The following is a 23,280-nucleotide window of genomic DNA, read 5'->3' as shown; positions in this document are numbered from 1 at the left end:
CGGCGTGGTGGGCGGACGGGTGGTGCTCAGTCAGCAGGGTCGGGGCGCACGCCCCCGACCTCGGACGTCGCGTCCGTGGTCTCGCGGGTCGACGCCTCGGTGTCGGGACCGTCCGGGGAGGCGACCGGCACCATGTCGGGCACCTTGATCTCCGCCTGACCGGGCGGCAGAGGGGGATCGGGCGTGACGGGCGGGAAGACCGAGCCGTCGCTCTGCAGATGTGATTCGTGAGGGGTCACGTCAGTCATTACCTATCGCCCCGAGTAGGTGGTTGTCGTGCTACCTCTTCGACCATACCCACGGCTCGCTGAGGCGAACCTGTGCCTTTCGGCGCCGCCCGGGCCGCCGGACCTTCCCGACGAGAGTCAGGCGATGGCCGGCGCGCTCCGTCAGCGGGTGAGGACGCCGACCCGGCCCTGCTCGCCGGACGCCCAGCAGGCGCCGTCGTGCGTGCACTCGACGGAGTCGAAGCTCCCGGTGTCGAACGTCGACCACGTGCGGCCGCCGTCGGTCGAGACGTCGGACCCCGACGGGCCCACGGCCAGCACCGTGCGCGCCGTCCGCGGCACCCAGGCCGACCCGGACCGGTAGCCCGACGGGTTGGTCGTCGACTTCGTCCACGAGCGCCCGCCGTCGGCGGTCCACGCGGCGTTGTCGACCGCGCCGGTCGGAGCCGCGAAGTCGCCGCCGACGATGACGCCGCGCCGGGCGTCCCGGAAGGTCACCGAGAAGATGCCGGCGGACGCACCACCGGCGACGGGACTGTCGGCGACGGTCCACGTGCGGCCATGGTCGGTCGAGGTGAAGACGCGGGCCGGGTCGACACCACCGCTCACGAGGTAGGTGCGACCGCCGACACCCGACGAGAGGCAGGTGCCCGACGCCGCGAAGGCGAACTCGCCCGCCTGGGCGGCCGGCATCCCGGCCGGGTCGACGGGGGTCCACGAGCGGCCGCCGTCGGAGGTCTGGACGAGCCGGAACCTCCCGTCGACCGGGTCGCTCATCGCGAGCCCGCGCCGCGGCGAGCTGAACGCCATGCAGTCGTAGAAGGCGGCCGGGTCGGTGTTGCGGAAGCTCTCGGTCCAGGTCGCGCCACCGTCGTCGGTGACGAGGATGCGCGAGTCCTCCCCCTCCCCGATCGAGAGGATGACGGCGTGCCGCGCGTCGAAGGCCTCGATGTCGCGGAACTCCAGCGCTGCGGTGCCGAGCCCCTGCGGGCTGACGTCGCCCCACGTGCGGCCGCCGTCGGTCGTCCGCAGCACGGTGCCCTTCGTCCCGCTCACCCACGCCACGTCGCGTGAGACGGGCGCGAGGCCGCGGAAGCGCTCGGTCGTCCCGGTCGGCGTGACCGTCCAGCCGTATGCCGTCACCCCGGCCCTCGCGGGAGCGTCACGTCCCACGGCACCGGGCGACACGGCATACGCACTCGAGGTCGTGGCGACGAGCGCGGTGGTGGCGGCTGCGAGCAGGACGGATCGCGTCGGGAGTCTCATGCCTCCCGAAACTAGCCGCGATCGGGCCGGTCGGCGCGCTCAGCGGCCGGTGCCGCCGTAGACGATGGCGTCCTCGGTCGAGTCGAGACCGAAGGCGGTGTGCACGGCGCGGACGGCGTCGTCGAGGTCCTCGGCGCGGGTCACGGCCGAGACGCGGATCTCGGACGTCGAGATCATCTCGATGTTGATGCCGGCCTCGGCGAGCGCGCCGAAGAACTTCGCCGAGACGCCGGGGTGGCTTTTCATGCCGGCCCCGACGAGGGCGATCTTGCCGACGCCGTCGTCGAAACGGAGGTCGGCGTACTCGACCTCGTGCTTGATCGACTGGAGCACCGACATCGCCTTGGGGCCGTCGGCCTTGGGCAGCGTGAAGGAGATGTCGGTCTTGGCCGTCTCGGCGGCCGACACGTTCTGCACGATCATGTCGATGTTGAGGCCGGCCTCGGCGATGGCCCCGAAGATCTTGGCGGCGATGCCGACCCGGTCGGGCACGCCGACGATCGTGATCTTGGCCTCGCTGCGGTCGTGGGCGATGCCGGCGATGATCGGTGCCTCCACGGCGCCTTCTCCTTCGTAGGGGTTGTCCTTGATCCACGTGCCGGGCTTTCGCGACCACGACGAGCGGACGTGGATCGGGATGCCGTAGCGGCGGGCGTACTCGACGCACCGCAGGTGCAGGATCTTGCTGCCGTTGGCGGCGAGGTCGAGCATCTCCTCCATCGAGAGGACGTCGAGCTTGCGGGCGTTGGGCAGCACGCGCGGGTCGGCGGTGAAGACGCCGTCGACGTCGGTGTAGATCTCGCAGACGTCGGCGCCGAGCGCCGCGGCGAGCGCGACGGCGGTCGTGTCGGAGCCGCCGCGGCCGAGGGTCGTGATGTCCTTCGTCGTCTGGCTGACGCCCTGGAAGCCGGCGACGATCGCGATGTGACCGGCGTCGAGCGCGCTTTGGATGCGGCCCGGCGTCACGTCGATGATGCGGGCGGCGCCGTGGGCGTCGTCGGTGATGACGCCCGCCTGGCTGCCGGTGAAGGAGCGCGCCTCGGCGCCGAGCTGGGCGATGGCCATCGCGACGAGCGCCATCGAGATCCGCTCGCCCGACGTGAGCAGCATGTCGAGCTCGCGGGCCGGCGGGGCCGGCGTGACCTGCTCGGCGAGATCCATCAGCTCGTCGGTCGTGTCACCCATCGCGGAGACGACGACGCAGACCGAGTGGCCCGCGCGCTGCGTCTCGACGATGCGCCGGGCCACACGCTTGATGGCCTCGGCATCGGCAACGGACGACCCGCCGTACTTCTGGACGACGATGCTCACACTGGCTCCGGATCTCCTCGGTGGTCTGCGGCGGCTCCGAGTCTAGGCGGGCTCGCAGGACGTCCACCGGGACGTCGCGATGGTGAGATGTGCGCCGATTCGTCCCGTGCGCCGAACGTTCTTGCGCGGGCTACGGGTGCAGCGCGTCGAACTCCGCCTCGCCCACGGCCTCCTCGTCGGCGTCGAGCCGCAGGTGCGCGAGGATCGAGTGGAGTGACCGGAGCGCCATCATCCCCCGGTCGCCCCAGTTGGACAGGTAGCCGAACTGCCACCACCACAGCGCCTCGAGCCTCCGACCGGCGGCGTAGTGCTTGAGCCCATGGCTCAGCGACACCGCCACGTCGACGAGGTCGTTGGTGATCGACCCGTCGGCGCGGTCGGAGGAGGTGATCGGGTCGATGACGTAGACGTAGTCGTCGATGCCGACGAAGACGTTGGCGAGGCCCGTGCGCAGCGGGTCCGAGTCGTCGTCGGCCGCATCCGGCTCGAAGCGCTCCTCGGGCACGACGTCCTGGATGGCGCCGAGTCGTGCCCCGGCGACGAGCACCTGCGACAGGGCGAGGGTCAGCAGCGGCAGCGCCGTCTCGGGGGAGCTGCCCGACGCCACCTCCGTGACGGACGTGAGGAAGGCGCTCGCCTCCGCGGCGGTCAGGTCGGCGAGACCCGACAGGTCGTCGATCTCGCCCGGGTGGCCCTCGTCCAGCGGCTCGTCAGTCATGGCCCCCAGCATGCCGTATGCCGTGTCGCCCAGTCGCGCCCGGAGCCACCCGGAGCCGTCCGAGCCGTCCGCACGCCAGCCCGCTCACCCTCACCCACTCGAGTGAGCGCCCAGTCCCACTCGAGTGAGCGCCCAGCACCAGCCACCACGCGTCCGTGTTGCGAAGCGCTCACTCGAGTGTTGCGGAGCGTCACTCGACGGGAGGGTGGCTGGACGGCATACGTCCTCGGTGGGCCTGGCCCACCGACCCGTGGGAGGTCAGGCGTCGACGCGGCGGCGGCCCTCGAAGGCCCGCCCGAGGGTCACCTCGTCGGCGTACTCGAGGTCACCGCCGACGGGCAGGCCCGACGCGAGACGCGTCACGGTGAGGCCGACGTCACGCAGCAGCCGGCTGAGGTAGGTGGCCGTGGCCTCGCCCTCGAGGTTGGGGTCGGTCGCGATGATGACCTCCTGCACCTCACCGGAGGCGAGGCGCACCATGAGCTCGCGCACCCGCAGGTCGTCGGGACCGATGCCGTCGATGGGGCTGATCGCGCCGCCGAGCACGTGGTAGGTGCCCCGGAACTCACGGGTGCGCTCGATGGCGACGACGTCCTTGGGCTCCTCGACGACACAGATCGCCGTCTGGTCGCGGCGCGGGTCGGCGCAGATGCGGCACCGCTCGGCCTCGGCGACGTTGCCGCACTGCTCGCAGAAGCGGACCCGGGCCTTGACCTCGGTGAGCGCCGTGACGAGCCGCGTCACGTCGTCGGAGTCGGTCTGGAGCAGGTGGAAAGCGATGCGCTGGGCGCTCTTGGGACCGACTCCGGGGAGTCGTCCGAGCTCGTCGATCAGGTCCTGCACCGCGCCTTCGTACACACCGCAACACTAAGCCCCGCAATCACCTGCTGCGCACCGCCGCACCGGACTAGCGTGGTGAAGCAGAGTCAGGGGCGACGGGTCGAGGGGGTGTCGGAGTGGGTGACCAGATGGACGACCGGACGGTGTCCCGGCGCAGCGAACGCATCCAGGGCGCCATGCCCTTCCGGACGATGTTCTGCTTCCGGATGCACTCCGGGTACGCCGAGCGCCGGCTCGAGCCCGGAGTGCTCGACTTCACGTTCGGCGACCCCCACGAGCTGCAGGTGCCGGCCTACGTCGATGCCCTCCGCGAGGCCGCGGTGCCCCGCGACGCGCTGTGGGTCGCCTACAAGCAGAGCGAGGTCGCGGCACAGGCAGCGGCCGCGGCCTCGCTCGAACGGGTCGTGCCACTCGGCCGGGGCGACACCGCGACGGCCGAGTCGGTCGAGGCGGCCCTGCCGCACTTCCGCGGCGCGTTCGAGGCCGCCCGCACCTGACCGTGCGCGGCTCGCGCCACGATCAGTCGGCGAGCGTCGCCGACCACCGCTCCTCGATGCGCCCGAGCCGCCACACGGCGAGCGCCACGGCCCAGGTGAGGACGAAGAGCCCGACGATCCAGAAGCCGACGTCGCCGAGGTCGATCGAACCGACCCACGCGACCGGTCCCGACGTGACGTCGAGCTTGTCGGCGAGCAGCCCGACGAGCTCGATGACGCCGATGAGGAGGGCGACGGCCACCGACAGCGATGTGACGGTGATGTTGTAGAAGATCTTGCGCACCGGCCGGTTGAACGCCCAGCCGTAGGCGACGCTCATGAACGACCCGTCGAGGCTGTCGAGGAGGGACATGCCCGCGGCGAAGAGCACGGGAAGGGTGAGGACGGCATACCAGGGCAGGGCGGCCGCGGCGGCGCCGCCGGCGATGACGAGCAGCCCCACCTCGGTCACCGTGTCGAAGCCGAGGCCGAAGAGCAGCCCGACCGGGAACATGTGCCACGGCTTGCGCACGGCCCGCGTGACGCGCCCGAGGATGCGGTTGAGGAAGCCGCGCTTGTCGAGCTGCCGCTCGAGCTCGGCCTCGTCGTAGTGCCCCGAGCGCATCCGGCGGAAGACCTTGAGGATGCCGACGAGCGCCGCGAGGTTGATGAGACCGATGAGGACGAGGAAGACGCCCGAGACCGTCGTGCCCCAGACACCGGTCGCCTGTTGCAGCGCCGAGCCGTCGTCCTCGAGGGCGCCGGCGAGGGCCCGGATGCCGAGGGCCACGAGAATGACCATGACGAAGACGACCGACGAGTGTCCGAGGCTGAACCAGAAGCCCACGCTCATCGCCTGCCTGCCGTCGGCGAGCAGCTTGCGGGTCGTGTTGTCGATGGCGGCGATGTGGTCGGCGTCGAAGGCGTGGCGCATCCCGAGGGTGTAGGCCGTGACGCCGAGCCCGACGCCGAAGAGCTGGCCGGCGACGCGGTACTCCGCCGGGGCCACGACGAGGACGAGCAGTCCCCAGCCGACGACGTGCAGCAGGGCCACGAAGGCCGCCATCCCGACGAGGCTGCGTCGCTCGTCCCGGGAGAGCCGCCGGCGCGCAGCCGAGCCCGACCGCGGGCCCGAGCTCGGGCGGGGGGACGTCAGGGTCACGGCCCCACGCTAGATGCGACTGGGTCGCATCTGCAACGCCCACCCTCAGATGGCGGGCTCGCCGCCCGGCACCTCGTTGTACGTGTCGACGCGCTCCTGGCCACTCAGCTCCGCGATGGCTTCCATGACCCGGTCGGTCAGCAGGCGCCGCGCCTTGCCTGCGGGCATGCCGGCGTACTCCTCGACCCCGATCGGCTCACCGAAGCGCACCGTGACCTTCGCGAGCCGCGGGAAGCTCGCCCCGACGGGCTGGATGTCCTCGGTCCCGATGAGCCCGACCGGCACGACGGGGACCTGCGCGGTGAGCGCGAGCCACGCCACGCCCGTACGCCCGCGGTAGAGCCGGCCGTCCCGCGAGCGCGTGCCCTCCGGGTAGATGCCGAACGCGTCGCCCGCCTTGAGCACCTCGAGTGCCGCGTCGAGACTCTCCTGCGCGGCGGTCGGCGAGTGCCGGTTGACCGGCACCATCCCGACGGCGCTGAAGAAGCCCTTGCGCACGAAGCCGCCGACGCCCGTGCCCGTCCAGTACTCCTCCTTGGCGAGGAAGCGCACCTGCCGCGGCGAGGCGAGCGGGATGGCGAAGGAGTCGATGAACGAGCGGTGGTTGCTCGCCACGACCACGCCGCCTTCGCGCGGGATGTTCTCCTTGCCCTCGATGGTGGGCCGGTACAGCGCATGGGACAGCGGGTACAGGAGGTTGCGCCCGAGGCTGTAGAACATGGGCCACAGCCTAGGGCCGTCCACCGGCCGTCCGGTGTGGGGCGTGCGTCGCGGCGGCCCGGTGTTCACCCCTTGGTATGCCGGGTGGCGGGCCCGAGCACGTCGGGCGCAGACGCGTCAGGCGTGGGCGCGAACGGCCCAAGCGGTGGCCATGATGTAGAAGGGCGGCGCGGGCAGCAGCTCGCGGCAGTGCTCGCGCAGGCGGACGCGTCCGACCTCGTCGAGGCTCTGCACGTGCGCCCCCGCCGGACCGACGCCGAGCGTGTAGGGGTCCCACCAGTCCTCGAAGGTCGGGTGCCGCACGGTGACCGTGAGCGCGGTGTCCTCGATCTGGTTGAGACCGGCCTGGTCGCAGAAGTGGGCCAGCTCGCCCTCGCGGACCCCGCTCATCCCCGACTCGTCGTCGACGCCGGGGTCGAGGTCGCGGGCCGCCTGCCAGAAGACGGTGAGCGGCGCTCCCCCACCGGCGAGGTCCCACACGCACGCCGAGACGGTCCCGCCCGGCCGCGTGACCCGGGCCATCTCGTGCAGGCCGAGCACCGGATCGGCCATGAAGCTGACGACGAGCTGGGCGAGCGCGTGGTCGAAGAGGTCGTCGGGAAAGGGCAGCGCCTCGGCCGTTCCGGTCTGCACGTCGAGCGTCGGGAACGACTGGCGCAGGGCGGCGAGCAGCTGTTGCGACGGGTCGACCGCCGAGACCCCGTCGACGCCCAGCCGGTCGATGAGGACTCGGGTCAGGGCGCCGGTCCCACAGCCCACGTCGATGGCCCGACCCGGTCCGGCCACACCGGACCAGTCGGCAAATCGTGTGGCGAGCGGCCCCGAGTAACGCCCCATGAAGCGGTTGTAGGCGTCCGCCGCAACCTCGAAGGTCACCTTGCGACGCTACTCCCGGGAGGCGTACGCCCACGGGTGAATGAACATTCTCCTAACCCCGAGTCAGCAGCTGCCGCAGGCGTCCCCGGCCGAGGGGACCGGCGTGGGACAGGGCGGGCTGGGTCAGTTCTCGAGCTCCTGGACGACCCGACCGCCGAGCACCTTCTCGATGACGGAGCGCCCGACGTCCCCGGACTGCTCGATGTCCTCGTCGTCGTCGCTGACCGCCGAGTCGTCGGTGACCGGCTGGCGCGGCGGGTCGTCGTCGGTGGGGCGAGAGCCTCCGGCGCGCGACCGGGCCTGGGCGAACGACTGCCGGACGGCACTCGCCCCGCGCACGGCGGAGTCGGTGGGCACGTCTCCCCCGCCGGACGCCCCCGCGGCTGCCGGGTCTGTGTCCCCCGCGGCGGACGCTACCGGCTGACCAACCGCACCCGACGCACCCGACGCACCCGACGCACCGGACGCCGGCGACTCCCCGGCGGGGGCGGTGGCCCAGTCGGGGGCGGGCCCGGTCGCCGAGCCCCAGCCGGCGTTGTCCTCGAGCGAGCGGCCGGAGACCGGGCTCAGCCCGGCATCGGCGAGGGCGGTCGCGCCGCGCGAACCGGTGGTTGACGCGCCGCCTCCTGCGCTCGGGGACGATCCACCGGATCCGCCGGCCCCGCCCGGAGCGCTGTCTCGGGAGCCGGCGGACTCATGCCCCGCGCCGGCATCACCCCACGACTGGCGGCCTGCGCCGCCATCACCCTGCTGGCCCGATGGCTGACCGACGTCCGGACCACCGGGCGCACCCTTGCTGGGAGGGTCCGGCAGCCCGGGCGGGACCACTCCCGGCGGCGGCGCGACGGGGGCCTGCTGCGAGACCGCGTCGACGTGGATGCCGTCGACGATGGCGTCGACGCCGAGCTCGTCGATGAGGGCCTGTCGGACGATGTCGGCGTGGTTGCCGGCGCGGAAGGTCTGCGTCAGGCCGGCCGTCGCGATGCCGAGGGTGAGCCTCTTGCCGTCGAAGGCCGTGACCTGGGCGTTCTGGGACACGAAGGTCCAGGTGATGCGACGCATCGTGAAGATGCGACCGAGCACGTTGGGCCAGGCCCGGCGGATGGCATCGGTGTCCATGCCACCGGCAGGAGCGCCCTCGGCGACGGCGTCGTCGGTGCCGGTGGACGCCCTGCCCGCCGGATGCGACGCGGGGGCGGACGGCGACGGCGCGGCCGTGGCCGCGGACCGAGCCTCGTCGGAGGCACCGGCGAGGTGCTGGCCGCCAGTGTGCGACTGGTCGACGGACGACGGGCCGCCGACGGACTCGTCCGGCGTCATGACCGGCGGGGAGCCGACCTCGGCCCGGGTGGCGTCGACGCGGCCCGCATCACCCGGACCCGACGGACCAGCCGTCGCGGCGGCAGCCGCGCCGGGGGTGTCGATGCCGGTGCTGCGACCACCCCCGCCCATGCCACCGGCGGCGTGCGAGGCGCCTGACCCGCCGCCGCCCGGCGGAGGCGTGTAGTCGGAGACGGTGCGCGGCGGCGCGGACACGGCCGAGGTCACCGAGGCCGACGGGCCGGACGGGGCCGGAGCTGACGGCGGGGCGGGAGGCGCACTCATCGGCACCCCCACGGGCGGGACGTCGGCACGGGCGGCGGTCGGGACCCCGCCGACGTCGAGGCGCCGCTCGAGACGGTCGAGGCGGGCGGCATACCCCTGCTCGCCGGAGGCGGCCGGGAGGAGGATGCGGGCACAGATGAGCTCGAGCTGGAGCCGGGGCGCGGTGGCACCGGTCATCTCGGTCAGGCCGGTGTTGACGATGTCGGCCGCCCGCGACAGCGCGCCCGGGCCGAACGCCGCCTGCTGCACCCGCATGCGCTCGAGCTGGTCCTCGGGGACGCCGCGCAGCACCTGCGAGACGCCCTGGGGGATCGCCGCGACGATGATGAGGTCGCGCAGCCGTTCGAGGAGGTCCTCGACGAAGCGTCGCGGGTCGTGGCCCGACTCGATGACCCGGTCGATCTGGCGGAAGGTCGCGGCGCCGTCACCGGCGGCCATCGCGTCGACGGTGCTGTCGAGCAGCTCGCCGTCGGTGAAGCCGAGCAGCGACACGGCGCCGTCGTAGGTGAGCCCCTCGGGACCCGAGCCGGCGATGAGCTGGTCGAGGACCGACAGCGAGTCGCGCACCGAGCCCCCGCCGGCGCGCGTGACGAAGCTGAGCACGCCCGGCTGCACCGCGACGTGCTCGGACTCGAGCAGCCGCTCCATGTACGTCGACAGCTTGGCCGGCGGGACGAGGCGGAAGGGGTAGTGGTGGGTGCGCGAGCGGATCGTGCCGATGACCTTCTCGGGCTCGGTCGTCGCGAAGACGAACTTCACGTGCTCCGGCGGCTCCTCGACGATCTTGAGCAGCGCGTTGAAGCCCTGAGGCGTCACCATGTGCGCCTCGTCGATGATGTAGATCTTGAAGCGGCTCTGCGCCGGGCCGTAGCTCGCCCGCTCGCGCAGGTCGCGGGCGTCGTCGACACCACCGTGGCTCGCGGCGTCGATCTCGATGACGTCGACCGAGCCGGAGCCGCCGCGCGCGAGCGCCACGCACGAGTCGCACGTGCCGCACGGGATCGGCGTCGGGCCCTGCTCGCAGTTGAGGCAGCGCGCGAGGATGCGCGCGCTCGTCGTCTTGCCGCAGCCGCGCGGGCCGCTGAAGAGGTAGGCGTGGTTGACCCGACCCGTGCGCAGCGCCTGCATGAGCGGCTCCGTCACGTGCTCCTGGCCGATGACGTCGGCGAAGCTCTCGGGCCGGTAGCGGCGGTACAGGGCGGTGGCCATGCCCGAAACCCTAACGGCCACGACCGACGCCGGGAACGCCGACCGAGCAGCCGGCGGCGGCGCACCGTGCGGACGGTCGGGACCGTCGAAAGGGTGAACAGCTCCTTACGGACCGCTGGTCGGACGAGCGACTGTCACCGGGTGTGCCTAGGGTCGATGCACCGGTCCGCTGTGCACGGTGCACCAGCGGCCGACGGAGGAGGTCACCCATGCCCGACCCGACCTGGGACGCCGACACGCTCGTCGCCCGCTACGACGAGGTGCGAGCCCACACCGAGACGCTCGCCGCCCCGCTGTCCCCCGAGGACCAGACCGTCCAGACGATGCCCGACGTGTCGCCGACGAAGTGGCACCGCGCGCACGTCACGTGGTTCTTCGAGACGTTCGTGCTCGCCGACCACGAGCCGTCGTTCAAGCCCTACCAGGACCGCTACTGGTTCCTCTTCAACAGCTACTACGAAGGCGTCGGGCCCCGCCATGCCCGCGCCGAGCGAGGATTCGTCACCCGCCCGGGCGCCCACGACGTCGGGCTCTACCGCGCCGACGTCGACTCGCGGATGCGCGATCTCGTCACGACCCTCGACGGCGGTTCGCTCGAGAAGCTCACGTCCACCATCGAGCTCGGCTTCCACCACGAGCAGCAGCACCAGGAGCTGCTCCTCATGGACATCAAGCACGTCCTGTCGGTCAACCCCCTCCAGCCGACGTATGCCGGCAGCCCCCTCGCGCCGTCGGCTCCCGACCCGTGGGGCTGGGTCGACGTCGAGGGCGGCCTCGTCGAGGTGGGTCACCGTGGCGGCGGGTTCAGCTTCGACAACGAGCTGCCGCTGCACCAGCAGTGGCTCGAGCCGTACCGCCTCGCCGACCGCCTCGTCACCAACGGCGAGTGGCTCGAGTTCATGGCCGACCGCGGCTACGAGCGCCACGAGCTCTGGCTCTCCGACGGCTGGGGGAAGGTGCGCGCCGAGGGCTGGCGGGCGCCCTTCTACTGGTCCGAGGTCGACGGGGTGTGGTTCGAGCACACGCTGAGCGGCACCCGGCCCGTCGACCCGGGGCTCCCGGTCAGCCACGTCAGCCACTACGAGGCCGACGCGTACGCCACGTGGGCGGGCAAGCGGCTCCCCACCGAGGCCGAGTGGGAGCACGCCGTCGTCGCCGACGGCCAGTCCGAGCCGCCGGCCACCGGCGCCAACCTCGCCGACACCGAGACGTTCCACCCGCGCGCGGCCGGTCCGAGCACCGGCCACCTGCGCCAGGTCTACGGCGACTGCTGGGAGTGGACGAGCTCGGCCTACCTCGCCTACCCCGGCTACCACGCGCCGGCCGGCGCCATCGGCGAGTACAACGGCAAGTTCATGTCGGGCCAGATGGTGCTGCGTGGCGGGTGTGCCCTGACCCCGCCCGGTCATGCCCGGGCGACCTACCGCAACTTCTTCCCGCCGGGCTCACGCTGGGCGCTGTCCGGCGTCCGCCTCGCCGACGGCGGTGAGCGCCGATGAGCGCCCGCGAGCCGGTCGTCACCGTCGCGCTCGACCCCGACTGGGCGTCGGGAGCGCTCGTCGACGACGTACGCCGTGGGCTCGGGTCGCAGCCGCGCACCCTGCCGCCGAAGTGGCTCTACGACGACGCCGGCTCCGACCTCTTCGACGAGATCACGCGACTGCCGGAGTACTACCCGACCGAGCGCGAGCGGGCCATCCTGCGCGACCACGCCGCCGACATCGTGACCGCGTGCGACGCGACGACCGTCGTCGAGCTCGGCAGCGGCACGAGCGACAAGACCCGCACCCTGCTCGACGCGTTCGCCGCGCGCGGGAGCCTCGAGCGCTTCGTCCCGGTCGACGTGTCCGAGCAGACCCTGCGGGACGCGGCGGCGATGCTCTCCGAGCGCTACCCGTCGCTGCGCGTCGAGGCCCTCGTCGGCGACTTCACGCTGCACCTCGGGCACCTGCCAACAGGCGGGCGGCGGCTCGTCGCCTTCCTCGGCGGGACCATCGGCAACTTCTACGTCGAGGAGCGGGCGGCCTTCCTCGGGGCCCTGCACGACAGCCTCGAGTCCGGTGACTGGTTCCTGCTCGGCACCGACCTCGTCAAGAGCACCGACCGGCTCATCGCCGCCTACGACGACAGCCGCGGTGTCACGGCGCGGTTCGTCACGAACTGCCTGCGCGTGCTCAACCGCGAGCTCGGCGCCGACTTCGACATCGAGGCCTTCTCGTACGTCCCCTTCTGGGACCCGCGTCAGGAGCGGATGGACCTCCGGCTGCGCGCCGACATGCCGCAGCGGGTGAGCATCCCCGGTGCCGACCTGACGTTCGACCTGGCGCACGGCGAGGAGATCCGCGTCGAGATCTCGACGAAGTTCCGCCGCGAGAGCCTGCGCGACGAGCTGGGCGCGGCCGGCTTCACGGTCGAGCGCACGTGGACCGACGACGACGGCGACTTCGCCCTGACCCTCGCCCGACGGGACGGTTGACCGGGGTCATTCCGAGGGCGGTGCGGCTCAGGCGAGCAGCAGCTCGGTGAGCGTCTCGACCCACCACTGCTCGACCTCGTCGACGGACCAGCCGCGCTCGCGCGTCGCGATGTCGAAGGTCTGGATCGAGCACACCGTCGCGTAGACGTCGAGGGCCCGGTCCAGCGTGAGTCCGTCGCGCAGCGCCCCGCTCGGCCACGAGGCGAACAGCCCGCGCCGGTTCGCGTCACCGCGGGCCCGCCCCTGCTCGTACGCCGCGGCGAGCGCGGGCTCGTTGCGCCCACCCTCGACGGTGAGCCGCAGGCCGTCCCCACCGCGCTCGAAGAGTCGCCGGTCGAACCGGATGAACGCAGCGAGCTGCCCTCTCGGGTCACCCTGCGCCGCGTCGATCTCGCGGGCGACCTGCTCGACCCCGGCATCCAGCTCACCGCTCTCGACGAGGGAGGTCGCGAGCCCCGCCTTGGTGCCGTAGACCGCATAGACCGTGGCCTCGGAGACGCCGGCATCCGCCGCGACCGAGCGCACGCTCGTGCCCGCCCACCCCGACTCGACGAAGCGCTGCCGGGCGGCCCGGGCGATGCGTTGCTTCGTCTGCTCGGCCTGCTCCTCGCGAAGGGAGGAGTGGTAGGCGCGAGGGGCGGGCTCGGAGCTGTTCACGGAAACCACTGTACAGGTCGACTGAGCGGTTCTATATTGACTGAGTATTGCTCAATCAATCATGAGCAACTCACTCAAAGGAGAGCACCACGAGCACCACCCAGCTGGACCCGTCCGCCACCGAAGCCGCGCCGCACACCGCCGCCACCGAGGGGGCCGGCGCCGACACGGCCGCCGCCGACACGGCCGCTGCCGTCCTGCGGCGCCTCGAGGCGGCCTGGAACGCCGGCGACGGCCAGGGCTTCGGCGCGCCCTATGCCGCGGACGCGGCCTTCGTGAACATCCGCGGCGAGCACCACCGAGGACGCGACGCCATCGCCGGCGGACACGCGGGGATCTTCGCGACCATCTACGCCGGCAGCACGAACCGGATGGAGCTCGTGGACGCACGCCACCTCGCCGACGACGTCATCGTCGCGACGTCGCGCAACACCCTGGACGTCCCGAGCGGTCCACTGGCCGGCATACACGCCGCCACCTCGACCTCGGTCCTCGTCCGCGTCGGCGAGACCTGGCAGATCGCCGTCACCCACAACACCCTCGAGGCCACGCGATGAGCGCCCTCGTGGGCGGGACGGTCGGCGAGGCACTCGCGGGCCGCGCGGCCGAGACCAACACCACCCCCGCGTCGGAGCGCACGTCCGCCCCATCCCGCCTCGCGCGTCGCGCCGCCGTGGTCTTCGGCGTCGGTGGAGCCCTGCTCGCCGTCGGCGGGACGATGCACCCGCACGAGACGTCGGGTTCGATGCACGAGAGCCTTCTCGCGCTCATCGGGTCCCCGGTCTGGCTGCCCGCACACGCCGTGCTCCTCGCGGGCATGCTGACGACACTGGTCGGCCTCGTCCTGCTCCGGCGCCACGACGCCTTCCCGGCCGGGGTCCGGCCGTGGTCACCGGGACGATCGTCGCCTGGGCCGTCGCGGCGCCGGAGTTCGTGCCGCACCTGCTCGCCGGCGGTGAGCACGATGCGCTCGAGGCCGGCGGCGCGACCCCGATGGTCGACACCCATCTGGCGCTCTCGACCTTCACGACCCCGCTCGTCGGCGTGTCTGCGGCCCTGCTCGCCGTCGCGGTCGCACGGGCGGCGACGTGGCCCGCCCGGGTCCTCGCCGTCCTCGGCGTCGTCGGGGGTCTCGGTTTCGCTGTCGCCGCACCACTGCTGGCGGCCACGGGCAACCCGGAGGTCTCGAACCTCTTCGCCGCGCAGACCCTCATCGACGTCTGGATCATCGGCACGAGCGTCCGCGTCGTCCTGTCCGAGAGGGCGGCGCGGCGCTGACCCAGGACGCGCCGCCCGAGGTATGCCGTCGCGCCCGGTCGCGACGGCATACCCCTGTGCCGGAGGAACGCGGGGCTCATCCGTCGGGGTGCCCGCGGAAGCCGTCCGGGCGTTTGGCACACTGGGCGCTCCAGTACGACACGATGTAGGAGATCTCCGCATGACCCCTCGTTCCCTCTACCGCCGGATCGCCCTCGCGGAGGTGGTGACGTGGGCGCTGCTCCTGCTCGGGATGGTCCTCAAGTACGTGACCCACACGACCGAGCTGGGGGTCAGGGTCTTCGGACTCGTGCACGGCGTCGTCTTCATCGCGTTCTGCCTCGTCACGCTCCTGCTCTGGGTCAACCAGCGCTGGACCGCCCGAGAGGGCCTGCTCGGCCTGCTCAGCGCGGTGCCGCCGTTCCTCACCGTGTGGTGGGAGCGACGCCTCGAGCGTCGCGGGCGCCTCGACGGCGGCTGGCGCCTCGGCCGCGGCGGCGACACGCCGGCCACTCCGGCCGAACGCCTCGTCGCCGCCCTGCTCGCCCGGCCGTTGGTCGCCGTGGGTGTCGGCGTCGTCGCGGTGCTCGCGCTGACCGGCGTCGCCCTGCTCCTGGGCCCGCCCGTCGGCACGCAGGGCTGACCCGGCGCCCGACGTCGCCCCCTCACGGCTCGTGGGTACCTCCTCCCGGTCAGGGCATTCCGAGCCGGGCGGCATACGGTGGCTTCCGACAGCTCGACCGGGTCGACGAAGGGATGGAAGCAGATGGGTGCGGTCGCAGTGCTGACCGGTGAGGTCCGTGCGGAGGGCGTCGGCAAGACGATCGACGAGACGACCCTGCTGCTGCCGACCGACGTCAGCGCCGACCCCGGCGAGTGCATCGTGCTTCGGGGTCCCAACGGCTCGGGCAAGACGACCCTGCTCCGGATCATCGGCGGGCTGCTCGTGCCCAGCACGGGAACCGCGACCATCGGCGGCCGCGAGGCCGACGAGCGCGACCGGACGGTCCGCGCCGCCGTCGCCGCCCTGCTCGGCGCGCCGACGACCTACCGGGACCTGACCCTCGTCGACCACCTCGTCCTCATCGACTCGACGTGGGGTGGTGACCCGGCCACGTCCGACGACCGCAGCCTCGCCCTCCTCGACCGCCTCGGCATCGCCCACCTCGACGACCGCTTCCCGCACGAGCTGTCGTCGGGTCAGGAGCAGCTCTTCCGGCTCGCGCTGACGTTCTCGCGCCCCGCCAGCGTCGTGCTCCTCGACGAGCCCGAGCAGCGGCTCGACACCGGCAAGCGCCAGGTCGTCGCCGAGCTGATCCGCGAGCGCACCGAGTCCGGCGGCACGGTGGTCATGGCCTGCCACGACCCCGAACTGACGGCCACCCTCGCGACCCGCGTGGTCGACATCGTCCCGGCGCGCTGACCACGGACCGCCGATGAGCAAGCGCAAGCAGCCGGCCCGCAGAAAGGCCGCACCTGCACCCACGACCCCTGCACCCACGACTCCCGCACCCGCGACCCCCGCACCCACGACCCCCGAGCCGACGGCGGAGCCGGCGGCGACCCAGACGCCCGGCGAGACGGCATACGACCGCTCGGCACGTGACGTCACGGCACCGGCCGAGGTCGACTACGACGACCACGACCTCCTCGGCCAGGCCGACTGGGTCATCGGTGGCGAGGCCGCGCGCAAGGCCCGGCAGCAGGGGCTGTATGCCGGCTACGTCCTCTTCCTCGGCGCGCTCGTCTACGGCCTCCCGATCGTCCAGGCCGTGTTCCGCACGTCCGATGCCTCCTCGCTCGGTGACCAGCTGAGCTCGCCCGAGGCGATCGCGCTACTCGTCGCGTCCGTCGCGGCGCTGCTCGGAGCGGTGGTCTTCGCCGGCCGCTTCCGGGGCCCGGTCGTGCCGCCCATGCCCTGGATCGACCTCGTGCTCCCCGTGCCGCTCGACCGCGCCCTGGCCTTGCGTCGGTGGTGGCGCTACGCCGCCGTCGGGGGCCTGTTCATCGGGGCGCTCAGCGGGCTGACCATCGGGGCCGGCCTGGCCTTCGCGCACCTGGCCGGCCCGTTGACGATCATCGTGACCACGGCTGTCGGCACCGCGCTCGGTGTCCTCGCCACGCGCCTCTGGCTCTGGTCGCAGGTGCGCTCCTGGCCCGGCCCGGACCGCGGTCTCAGCCTGCTCTGGCGCGTGCCCGATGCCCTGCGCGAGCTGCACGCCGAGTCGCTGCGGGCCCACTCGGCCAACACCTCGACGATGGCCGGGTCCGCCCTCACGGGCAACCTGCGCACCGCGCGCCTCGCGCTGACCCGCCCGGTCCGCCACGGTCGCTCCGCGCGACTCCGCCCGGGTCGACCCTTCGGCGTGCTCGTCCGCCGCGACGTCATCGGCCTGCGGCGCACGCCGGGCGCGTTCCTCTCGGGCCTCGGCCTCACGCTCCTGGGCGGCGCGATCGTCACGTGGGCGTTTACGCAACCGGCGGCCCCGAGCATCGCGGCGACGATCGGCCTGCTGCCGCTCTACCTCGGCTTCGGCGCCTGGGCGGAGGGGCTGCGCCTGCAGGCCGACAACGTCGGCACTCCCTCCCTCCTCGGCACCGGCGAGCTGACCGAGGCCGTGGCCCACGTGACGGTCCCCACCGCCCTGACGCTCCTGGTGCTCGGCGGCTGGGTCGCCGTCGCCGGTGCCCTCGGGTCGCTGCCGGCCAGTGCGCCGCTGTCGCTGTGGCTGATCCTCGTGCTCGTCGTCGCCGGCAACGTGCTGGCGGCCTTCCGCGGCTCCCCCACCTTCATGCTGCGTCCCCAGATGGTCATCGCCTGGTACGCCGTGCCGGCCCTCACCGTCGTCGTGCTCGGCTCGCTCGTCGCGGTGCTGACCAAGGCCGCCAGCTACACGTGGCTCTCGGTCGTGAGCTGGCTCGTCTACGCCGTGCTCGCCTGGGCGGTCTCGAAGGTGCGCCGGCTGACCTACCTGCACCGCGCCTGAGCGACAACCCGTTCGCGGTCGGCGGTGACCACTCGTTAGGTTCGGGGCCATGAGCGAGCTGCGCACGCGTGACGTCGTCGACGCCGACCTCCCCGCCGTCCTGGCCATCCGCAACCGGTCGTTCGGTCCGCTCGGCACCGGCGGCGACGTGTGGTGGCAGCGCGTCTCGGCCGAGACCCTCGGTGGCCGGATGATCGCGGTCGTCGACGAGTCCGACCAGGTCATCGGCGCGGGCCGGATCCGACCCTACGAGCAGGCGTGGGGCGGACAGCACCTGCGAATGGGCGGCGTCGCCGGCGTCTACGTCGAGCCGAGCGCCCGCCGCCGGGGCGTCGCGACGACCCTGACCCGCGCCCTCATCACGAGGATGGGCGAGCTCGGCGACGTCGTGTCGTGCCTCTTCCCGACCACGGCGACCCTGTACCGCCGCACCGGCTACGAGATCGGGGGCGTGCAGACCCGGATGACGTATGCCGCCCACCACCTCCGCGACCTCGGCGCCACGCGCGCCGGGCGGGCTGGGTCGACCGGCCTGCGCCCCGCGGTGCCGAGTGACGCGCAGCAGATGCACGACCTCGCCCGCGCCTCGAACGCCCGGCACGGGGTCAGCGGACCGATGGTGCGCTCGGTGGCGGCACTCACCGGGATGCTCGAGCGCGACGAGCTCATCGCCTACGTCGTCGACGGCGGCTTCGTCGTCTACGACCTGTCCGAGCAGGCCGTCACGGTCGAGGTTCTCGTCGCCACGACCCCCGAGGCAGCGGCGACGCTGTGGGGCGTCGTCGGATCGGGCTCGTCCGCCGCGCCGACGGTGCACACCTTCCTCGACCCGCGCGACCCGGTGACGCTCGCGCTGGGCGGGCTGCCGACGGTGGAGGTCCAGCAGATCCCGTGGATGGGCCGGGTCGTCGACCTGGGGGCGGCCTTCGCCGGGCGAGGCTTCGGTCGGCACCTCTCGGTCGAGGCCGACCTGGTCGTCGACGACACCGAGGCGCCCGCCAACACCGGTCGGTGGCGCCTGTCGGTCCGCGACGGGCGCGGCACCGCGACACGCACCGACGACGCCCCGGTTCGAGGTGATGCCGGCACCGACGCGGCTGACGCGATCACCTCGAACGCGCTGCGGGTCGAGGCGCGCGGGCTGGCGGCACTGTGGTGCGGCTGGTCCGTGTCGCGCCTGCGCCAGGCCGAGCTCGCGACCGGGGGCATCCCCGACGGCGATGCCGCCCTCGACGCCGTCTTCGCCTGCCAGCCCTTCATCACCGAGTACTTCTGACAGCAGGCTGACCCAGTCGAGTGGCCCCGTCGTCACACCGGGGACTGGGACCGGTGCGACCGCTGGGCCACGCCCCCACTCGAGTGGGAGCGGGCGCTCACTCGAGTGGGACTTGGCGCTCACTCGAGTGGTGACGGGCAGGCGGTCAGTCGGTGGTCGAGGCGGTGGTCGAGGCGGTGGTCGAGGCGGTGGTCGAGGCGGTGGTGGTGGCTCGGTCGGGCTCGCGGACGGCGGGGATGGCCACGAGGGCGACGACCGCCATGGCGCCGACGACGAGCAGCGAGTGCAGCACGCCGACGTGGTCGCCGAGGAAGCCGAGCAGCGGCGGCCCGGCGAGGAACGCGGTGTAGCCGATCGTCGAGACGACGCTCATCCGGGCGGCGGCACGCCTCGGGTCGTCGGCCGCGGCGCTCATGCCGACGGGGAAGCCGAGGCTCGCCCCGACACCCCAGATCGCGGCGCCGACGAAGGCGAGCACCGGACCGCCGTAGACGACGAGGAGGCAGCCGACGACGGCCGACACGAAGAGGACGCGGAGCACCGGCACGCGGCCGCGCTCGTCGAGCACGCGGGTGCCGAGCAGTCGGCCGGCCGTCATCGCCGTGAGGAAGACCGCGAAGCCGACGACGCCCACCCAGCGCTCGAGGCCGTAGCCGTCCGAGAGCGCCACCGCGACCCAGTCGTTGGCGGTGCCCTCGGTGAACGCGGCGGCGAGGACGACGACGCCGATGAGCAGGGTGCGCGGCTCGCGCCAGGCCGCACCGATCCCCGCCTCCGAGCGCACCTCGGCGCCCGTCTCGTCGGTCTCGACCGAGCGGGGCAGGAAGGCGCGCAGGAACCACGGGGTCACGGCGAGCAGCAGCACGACGACGCCGGCGAGGTGCACGGCGACCGGGACGTGGAGGAACGACAGGCCCGCACCGATGAGGGCGCTCACGACCGTGCCACCGCTGAAGGCCGCGTGGAAGTGCGGCATGATCGCGCGGCCGAGGAAGCGCTCGACCTCGGCGCCCTCGAGGTTCATCCCCACGTCGAAGACCCCGGTGCCGATGCCGACGAGCACGAGGCCCGCCATGACGACGGCACGGTTGTGGGCGACGTCGACACCGAGGCCGACGCCGAGCAGACCGATGCTCTGGACGACGGCGGCGCCCATCAGGGTGCGGGCCGCACCGAGGCGGTGCACGATCCAGCCGGACAGCGGGAGGCCGATGACCGAGCCGAGCGAGGCGGCGAGCAGGGTCAGGCCGAGCTGTCCGGCCGAGAGCCCGAGCTCGTGCTTGATGTCCGGCACTCGTGAGGCGAAGGCCGCGAAGGCCGCCCCGTTGATCGCGAAGGCCGTGAAGACGGCGGTGCGGGCCGTGCGGACGACGGCGGCCGGCGGGGCACTGACGGCGGACATGGAGCAAGCCTCTCAGGGGACGACCGACGCGGGGGGCGTGAAGCGAGGGGGGTGAAGCAGGCCGGCCGTCCGTGCGGCCGACCACCTCGACGACGGTCTGGCGATGGTTCGGGACGAGGGTCGCCCCGGTGAGACCGAACCCTCGAGCGTTTCGAATCGATTCGACTCGAAACGTTTCGATAGCATGCCTCCCATGGTCACCCGAGGTCAAGCCCGTCCGACGCTGCGCGACGTCGCCGAGCGCGCGGGCGTCTCGGTGTCGACGGCCTCCCTCGTCTTCAGCGGCAAGGGTCCGGTCGCGGAGGCCACGGGCGACCGCGTCCGTGCCGCCGCGACCGAGCTCGGCTTCACCGGGCCCAACCCGCTCGCGTCGTCACTGCGCCAGGGCCGCTCGGGCGCCATCGGCGTCCTCGTCGAGGGTCGCCTGCGAATGGCCTTTCGCGACCCCTTCGCCATCGCCGTCCTCGACGGCCTCGCCGAGGTGCTCGAGACCGTTCCCACGGGCATGCTGCTCATCGGGCAACCCGCCGGCTCAGGCGAATCCGTCGTCCCGCAGCTCGCGCCGCTCGCGCTCGACGCGGTCGTCTTCTCGCTCTGCGGACCCGGCGAGAACCCTGCCGTCGAGCACCTCGCGGCCCGCGGCATCCCGATGTTCAGCACCGGTGTGCCGGGCGACCGGCGCATCACCCAGGTCCGCGTCGACGAGCGCGCCGCAGGCATCGCCATCGCCGAGCACGTGCGCTCGCTCGGGCACCGCCGGGTCGCCCACGTCGCCATGCCGATGCTGCCGACGAGCACGGCCGGTCCGGTCCCCGACGCCGAGGTGCGGCCGGGCGAGGCCAACGTGCCGAGCGTGGGCCGCCTGCTCGGCTTCCGTGACGTCTTCGGCGCGGACGCCGCCGCGGTCCAGACCGGGGACGGGTCATCGTTCGAGGGCGGCCGGATCGCGGGCCGGTCGCTGCTCGACGTGCCCGAGCACGAGCGCCCGACCGCCATCGTCACCCAGTCGGACGTCATCGCGGCCGGAGTCATCGTCGCCGCCGAGGAGCTCGGCCTACGGGTTCCCGACGACCTCAGCGTCACCGGGTTCGACGGCGTCGACCTCCCGTGGCTGCCGCACCGGATCACGACGATGGACCAGCAGGGCCGCGAGAAGGGCCGGATCCTCGGGACGCTCGTGCGCAAACGCCTCGACGGCACCCGGCCCCGGAGCGTGACCCAGCCGGTGCAGCTACGGGTCGGCACGACCACCGCTCCCCCGGCCTGACCGGAGGCCCGCCACGCGCGGAGGGGAAAAGGGACACCCCGCGTACCTGGAAGAGCTCTCCTACCCTTGCTGCATTCCTGCCCTGGGGGAGTTCGGAGAGGTACCACCACGCGGGGTGCCGACGGCCAGTGTATGCCGCCCCCGACGTCAGCCGGAAATCGCCCCTCCAGCCGTGGCCGGGCTCGCGGTCGGCGCCTGCTCGACCTCTCGGACTCCGTTGACGTGCGGGGGCAGCCGACGCTCGACGACGAGCGAGATGACGGCGAGCAGGGCGCACCCGCCGACGAGGAAACCGATGTAGACCGGACCCAGGCCTCGCCCGATGAGGAAGCTCGCGACGACCGGCCCGACGACGAAGGCGATCGAGAACATGAGCGAGCTGAGCGCGTTGTAGCGACCCCGGAGGTGGTCGGGCGCGAGGTCGTTGACCATCGCGGCGCTCGTCGGCTGGAGCATCGTCTCGCCGAGACCGAACACCCCGGCACAGGCGCAGAGCAGCACGGTGGCCGCGACCGTGCCCGGCACGAGCGCCGTTGCGCCGAGCAGCGACCAGGCCACCATCCACGTGAACGCCATGACGACGGCGACCCGGGTGCGACGTCGCCCCTCGATGCGCTGGAGCACGACGAGCTGGAGCAGCACGATGACGACGGTGTTGGCCGCGAACGCGTAGCCGAGCCCCTCGGTCGAGACCTGCCCCAGGGCCCGCGCGAAGGCCGGCATGCCGGCGTTGAGCTGCGGGTAGCTGACGAGCGCGGCGACGCCGACGAGGAGCAGCAGGGCCCGCAGCCGGGGGTCACGCAGCAGCGCGACGTAGGACACGCTGCCGGTCGCCTCGTCGGCCGGCCGCGCGACCCGGTCGCGGGCACGGCGCAGCGGGCCGAGGAGGATGACGAGTGCCGGCACGTAGCTGACGGCGTCGAGCAGGTAGACCGTGACGAACGTGCCCGGCCGCGACACGTCGACGAAGCGCCCACCGACGATGCCGCCGATGCCGATGCCGAGGTTGAGCAAGGTGAAGTTGACGCCGAAGTAGCGCTGCCGCTGCTCGGTCGGGATGAGGTTGCCGATGAGCGCGCTCGACGCCGGCCAGACGATGCCGAAGCCGTAGCCCATGAGGACGAGCGCGAGGGCGGCCTGCCCCGTCGTCGTGGCGAGCGCCAGCACGATGTCGGCGAGGAGCAGCGCCACGAGGCTGCTCGCGTAGACCCGCCGCGGCCCGATGCGGTCGATGAGCGCCCCGGCCGGCGCCACGAGCACGATGCCGACGCCCGCCTGGAGCGCGAGGAGCAGGCCCACGGTCTCGAGCGGGATGCCACGCACCTCGTGGAGGTAGACGACCATGAACGGCAGGACGAGACCCGTGCCGATCGACTGGAAGACGACGGTCGAGATGAGCAGCTTGCCCTCGCGCGGCAGGTCGTGCCAGAACGAGGTCAGCGGCGGTCGGGCGGCACTGGTCGAGCTCACCGGTGCAGTCTGCCGTCCCCCACCGACACCGTGGGAGGCAGCCGCCGCCTGCTCCCGGCCCCGGACGCCCCCGCAGAC

22 protein-coding genes and 1 other RNA gene are annotated in these 23,280 nt (G+C 72.8%); 10 read left to right on the top strand and 13 right to left on the bottom strand.

The window, feature by feature from the left end:
• Nucleotides 1-26: 26 nt before the first annotated feature.
• The 5 genes from AB4Z14_RS14075 to recR all read right to left on the bottom strand — a co-directional run bounded on the left by AB4Z14_RS14075 (nt 27) and on the right by recR (nt 4,380).
• Nucleotides 27-239 carry a hypothetical protein gene (locus AB4Z14_RS14075; RefSeq protein ID WP_442275718.1) on the bottom strand — a complete coding sequence of 71 codons (213 nt, stop codon included), beginning with the start codon at nt 237-239 and terminating at the stop codon, nt 27-29.
• Between the two features lie 150 nt (nt 240-389).
• Entirely contained in the window at nt 390-1,493 is a 1,104-nt protein-coding gene (locus AB4Z14_RS14070) for a WD40/YVTN/BNR-like repeat-containing protein (protein WP_442275717.1), read from the bottom strand.
• 39 nt (nt 1,494-1,532) lie between these two features.
• Nucleotides 1,533-2,804 carry an aspartate kinase gene (locus tag AB4Z14_RS14065; RefSeq protein ID WP_056774091.1) on the bottom strand — a complete coding sequence of 424 codons (1,272 nt, stop codon included), beginning with the start codon at nt 2,802-2,804 and terminating at the stop codon, nt 1,533-1,535.
• A gap of 130 nt (nt 2,805-2,934) precedes the next feature.
• Nucleotides 2,935-3,522, bottom strand: a complete 588-nt coding sequence (locus AB4Z14_RS14060; protein ID WP_442275716.1) for a DUF5063 domain-containing protein — start codon at nt 3,520-3,522, stop codon at nt 2,935-2,937.
• 258 nt (nt 3,523-3,780) lie between these two features.
• A complete protein-coding gene (recR, locus tag AB4Z14_RS14055) occupies nt 3,781-4,380 on the bottom strand; it encodes a recombination mediator RecR (RefSeq protein WP_020145767.1) in 600 nt (199 codons plus the stop codon).
• Between the two features lie 98 nt (nt 4,381-4,478).
• Here recR and AB4Z14_RS14050 point away from each other — a divergent pair, with 98 nt between their 5' ends.
• Nucleotides 4,479-4,859 carry a hypothetical protein gene (locus AB4Z14_RS14050; RefSeq protein WP_442275715.1) on the top strand — a complete coding sequence of 127 codons (381 nt, stop codon included), beginning with the start codon at nt 4,479-4,481 and terminating at the stop codon, nt 4,857-4,859.
• A gap of 22 nt (nt 4,860-4,881) precedes the next feature.
• Here the strand turns inward: AB4Z14_RS14050 and AB4Z14_RS14045 are convergent, their stop codons facing one another.
• From AB4Z14_RS14045 to AB4Z14_RS14030, 4 genes are all read right to left on the bottom strand, one after another.
• Nucleotides 4,882-6,000, bottom strand: a complete 1,119-nt coding sequence (locus tag AB4Z14_RS14045) for a HoxN/HupN/NixA family nickel/cobalt transporter (protein WP_442275714.1) — start codon at nt 5,998-6,000, stop codon at nt 4,882-4,884.
• A 45-nt stretch (nt 6,001-6,045) separates the two neighbouring features.
• Nucleotides 6,046-6,720, bottom strand: a complete 675-nt coding sequence (locus tag AB4Z14_RS14040) for a lysophospholipid acyltransferase family protein (RefSeq protein ID WP_056774096.1) — start codon at nt 6,718-6,720, stop codon at nt 6,046-6,048.
• A 117-nt stretch (nt 6,721-6,837) separates the two neighbouring features.
• The gene (locus AB4Z14_RS14035) at nt 6,838-7,596 is read right to left on the bottom strand and encodes a class I SAM-dependent methyltransferase (RefSeq protein WP_442275713.1); all 759 of its coding nucleotides are present in this window, start codon (nt 7,594-7,596) and stop codon (nt 6,838-6,840) included.
• Between the two features lie 123 nt (nt 7,597-7,719).
• On the bottom strand, nt 7,720-10,410 hold the full coding sequence (locus AB4Z14_RS14030) for a DNA polymerase III subunit gamma and tau (protein WP_442275712.1): 2,691 nt from the start codon (nt 10,408-10,410) through the stop codon (nt 7,720-7,722).
• Between the two features lie 209 nt (nt 10,411-10,619).
• Between AB4Z14_RS14030 and egtB the strand changes: the two genes are divergently transcribed.
• Nucleotides 10,620-11,909 (top strand): ergothioneine biosynthesis protein EgtB, encoded by a 1,290-nt coding sequence (egtB, locus tag AB4Z14_RS14025; protein WP_442275711.1) that lies wholly within the window; start codon nt 10,620-10,622, stop codon nt 11,907-11,909.
• Nucleotides 11,906-12,886 carry an L-histidine N(alpha)-methyltransferase gene (gene egtD / locus AB4Z14_RS14020; protein ID WP_442275710.1) on the top strand — a complete coding sequence of 327 codons (981 nt, stop codon included), beginning with the start codon at nt 11,906-11,908 and terminating at the stop codon, nt 12,884-12,886. Before egtB ends, egtD begins: the two co-directional genes overlap by 4 nt.
• A 27-nt stretch (nt 12,887-12,913) precedes the next feature.
• Here the strand turns inward: egtD and AB4Z14_RS14015 are convergent, their stop codons facing one another.
• A complete protein-coding gene (locus AB4Z14_RS14015) occupies nt 12,914-13,543 on the bottom strand; it encodes a TetR/AcrR family transcriptional regulator (protein WP_442275709.1) in 630 nt (209 codons plus the stop codon).
• Nucleotides 13,544-13,647: 104 nt separating this feature from the next.
• Here AB4Z14_RS14015 and AB4Z14_RS14010 point away from each other — a divergent pair, with 104 nt between their 5' ends.
• The 6 genes from AB4Z14_RS14010 (at nt 13,648) to AB4Z14_RS13985 (ending at nt 19,063) form a co-directional block, all read left to right on the top strand.
• Nucleotides 13,648-14,100: an SgcJ/EcaC family oxidoreductase gene (locus tag AB4Z14_RS14010; RefSeq protein ID WP_442275831.1), complete on the top strand. Its 453-nt coding sequence runs from the start codon at nt 13,648-13,650 to the stop codon at nt 14,098-14,100.
• Between the two features lie 328 nt (nt 14,101-14,428).
• Entirely contained in the window at nt 14,429-14,821 is a 393-nt protein-coding gene (locus tag AB4Z14_RS14005) for a hypothetical protein (protein WP_442275708.1), read from the top strand.
• A gap of 160 nt (nt 14,822-14,981) precedes the next feature.
• Nucleotides 14,982-15,443, top strand: coding sequence for a DUF3817 domain-containing protein (locus AB4Z14_RS14000; RefSeq protein WP_056826611.1), 462 nt, complete (start codon nt 14,982-14,984; stop codon nt 15,441-15,443).
• 123 nt (nt 15,444-15,566) lie between these two features.
• Complete coding sequence (locus AB4Z14_RS13995) at nt 15,567-16,223, top strand: ABC transporter ATP-binding protein (RefSeq protein WP_020145753.1); 657 nt, start codon at nt 15,567-15,569, stop codon at nt 16,221-16,223.
• Nucleotides 16,224-16,236: 13 nt separating this feature from the next.
• On the top strand, nt 16,237-17,787 hold the full coding sequence (locus AB4Z14_RS13990) for a hypothetical protein (protein WP_442275707.1): 1,551 nt from the start codon (nt 16,237-16,239) through the stop codon (nt 17,785-17,787).
• A gap of 49 nt (nt 17,788-17,836) precedes the next feature.
• Nucleotides 17,837-19,063: a GNAT family N-acetyltransferase gene (locus tag AB4Z14_RS13985; protein WP_442275706.1), complete on the top strand. Its 1,227-nt coding sequence runs from the start codon at nt 17,837-17,839 to the stop codon at nt 19,061-19,063.
• Between the two features lie 145 nt (nt 19,064-19,208).
• On the opposite strand, the gene AB4Z14_RS13980 is transcribed toward AB4Z14_RS13985, so the two are convergent.
• Nucleotides 19,209-20,465, bottom strand: coding sequence for an MFS transporter (locus AB4Z14_RS13980; RefSeq protein ID WP_442275705.1), 1,257 nt, complete (start codon nt 20,463-20,465; stop codon nt 19,209-19,211).
• Nucleotides 20,466-20,658: 193 nt separating this feature from the next.
• On the opposite strand from AB4Z14_RS13980, the gene AB4Z14_RS13975 reads away from it, so the two are divergent.
• Nucleotides 20,659-21,732: a LacI family DNA-binding transcriptional regulator gene (locus AB4Z14_RS13975; protein ID WP_442275704.1), complete on the top strand. Its 1,074-nt coding sequence runs from the start codon at nt 20,659-20,661 to the stop codon at nt 21,730-21,732.
• Between the two features lie 26 nt (nt 21,733-21,758).
• On the opposite strand, the gene ffs is transcribed toward AB4Z14_RS13975, so the two are convergent.
• Nucleotides 21,759-21,855, bottom strand: an RNA gene (ffs, locus tag AB4Z14_RS13970) — signal recognition particle sRNA small type.
• Between the two features lie 24 nt (nt 21,856-21,879).
• A complete protein-coding gene (locus AB4Z14_RS13965; protein WP_442275703.1) occupies nt 21,880-23,202 on the bottom strand; it encodes an MFS transporter in 1,323 nt (440 codons plus the stop codon).
• Nucleotides 23,203-23,280: the final 78 nt, after the last annotated feature.

The sequence above is a fragment of the Terrabacter sp. 2TAF16 genome (assembly GCF_052115065.1).
Lineage (GTDB): Bacteria > Actinomycetota > Actinomycetes > Actinomycetales > Dermatophilaceae > Terrabacter.
This window is presented reverse-complemented; position numbering and strand designations above follow the sequence as displayed.

Excerpts from the sequence above, each read along its gene's own strand:
- AB4Z14_RS14060 (WP_442275716.1), bottom strand. The coding sequence starts at position 3,522 with ATGACTGACGAGCCGCTGGACGAGGGCCACCCGGGCGAGATCGACGAC.
- AB4Z14_RS14070 (WP_442275717.1), bottom strand. The coding sequence starts at position 1,493 with ATGAGACTCCCGACGCGATCCGTCCTGCTCGCAGCCGCCACCACCGCG.
- AB4Z14_RS13980 (WP_442275705.1), bottom strand. The coding sequence starts at position 20,465 with ATGTCCGCCGTCAGTGCCCCGCCGGCCGCCGTCGTCCGCACGGCCCGC.
- AB4Z14_RS14000 (WP_056826611.1), top strand. The coding sequence starts at position 14,982 with ATGACCCCTCGTTCCCTCTACCGCCGGATCGCCCTCGCGGAGGTGGTG.
- AB4Z14_RS13995 (WP_020145753.1), top strand. The coding sequence starts at position 15,567 with ATGGGTGCGGTCGCAGTGCTGACCGGTGAGGTCCGTGCGGAGGGCGTC.
- AB4Z14_RS13975 (WP_442275704.1), top strand. The coding sequence starts at position 20,659 with ATGGTCACCCGAGGTCAAGCCCGTCCGACGCTGCGCGACGTCGCCGAG.
- AB4Z14_RS14040 (WP_056774096.1), bottom strand. The coding sequence starts at position 6,720 with ATGTTCTACAGCCTCGGGCGCAACCTCCTGTACCCGCTGTCCCATGCG.
- AB4Z14_RS14030 (WP_442275712.1), bottom strand. The coding sequence starts at position 10,410 with ATGGCCACCGCCCTGTACCGCCGCTACCGGCCCGAGAGCTTCGCCGAC.
- egtD (WP_442275710.1), top strand. The coding sequence starts at position 11,906 with ATGAGCGCCCGCGAGCCGGTCGTCACCGTCGCGCTCGACCCCGACTGG.
- egtB (WP_442275711.1), top strand. The coding sequence starts at position 10,620 with ATGCCCGACCCGACCTGGGACGCCGACACGCTCGTCGCCCGCTACGAC.
- AB4Z14_RS13985 (WP_442275706.1), top strand. The coding sequence starts at position 17,837 with ATGAGCGAGCTGCGCACGCGTGACGTCGTCGACGCCGACCTCCCCGCC.
- AB4Z14_RS13990 (WP_442275707.1), top strand. The coding sequence starts at position 16,237 with ATGAGCAAGCGCAAGCAGCCGGCCCGCAGAAAGGCCGCACCTGCACCC.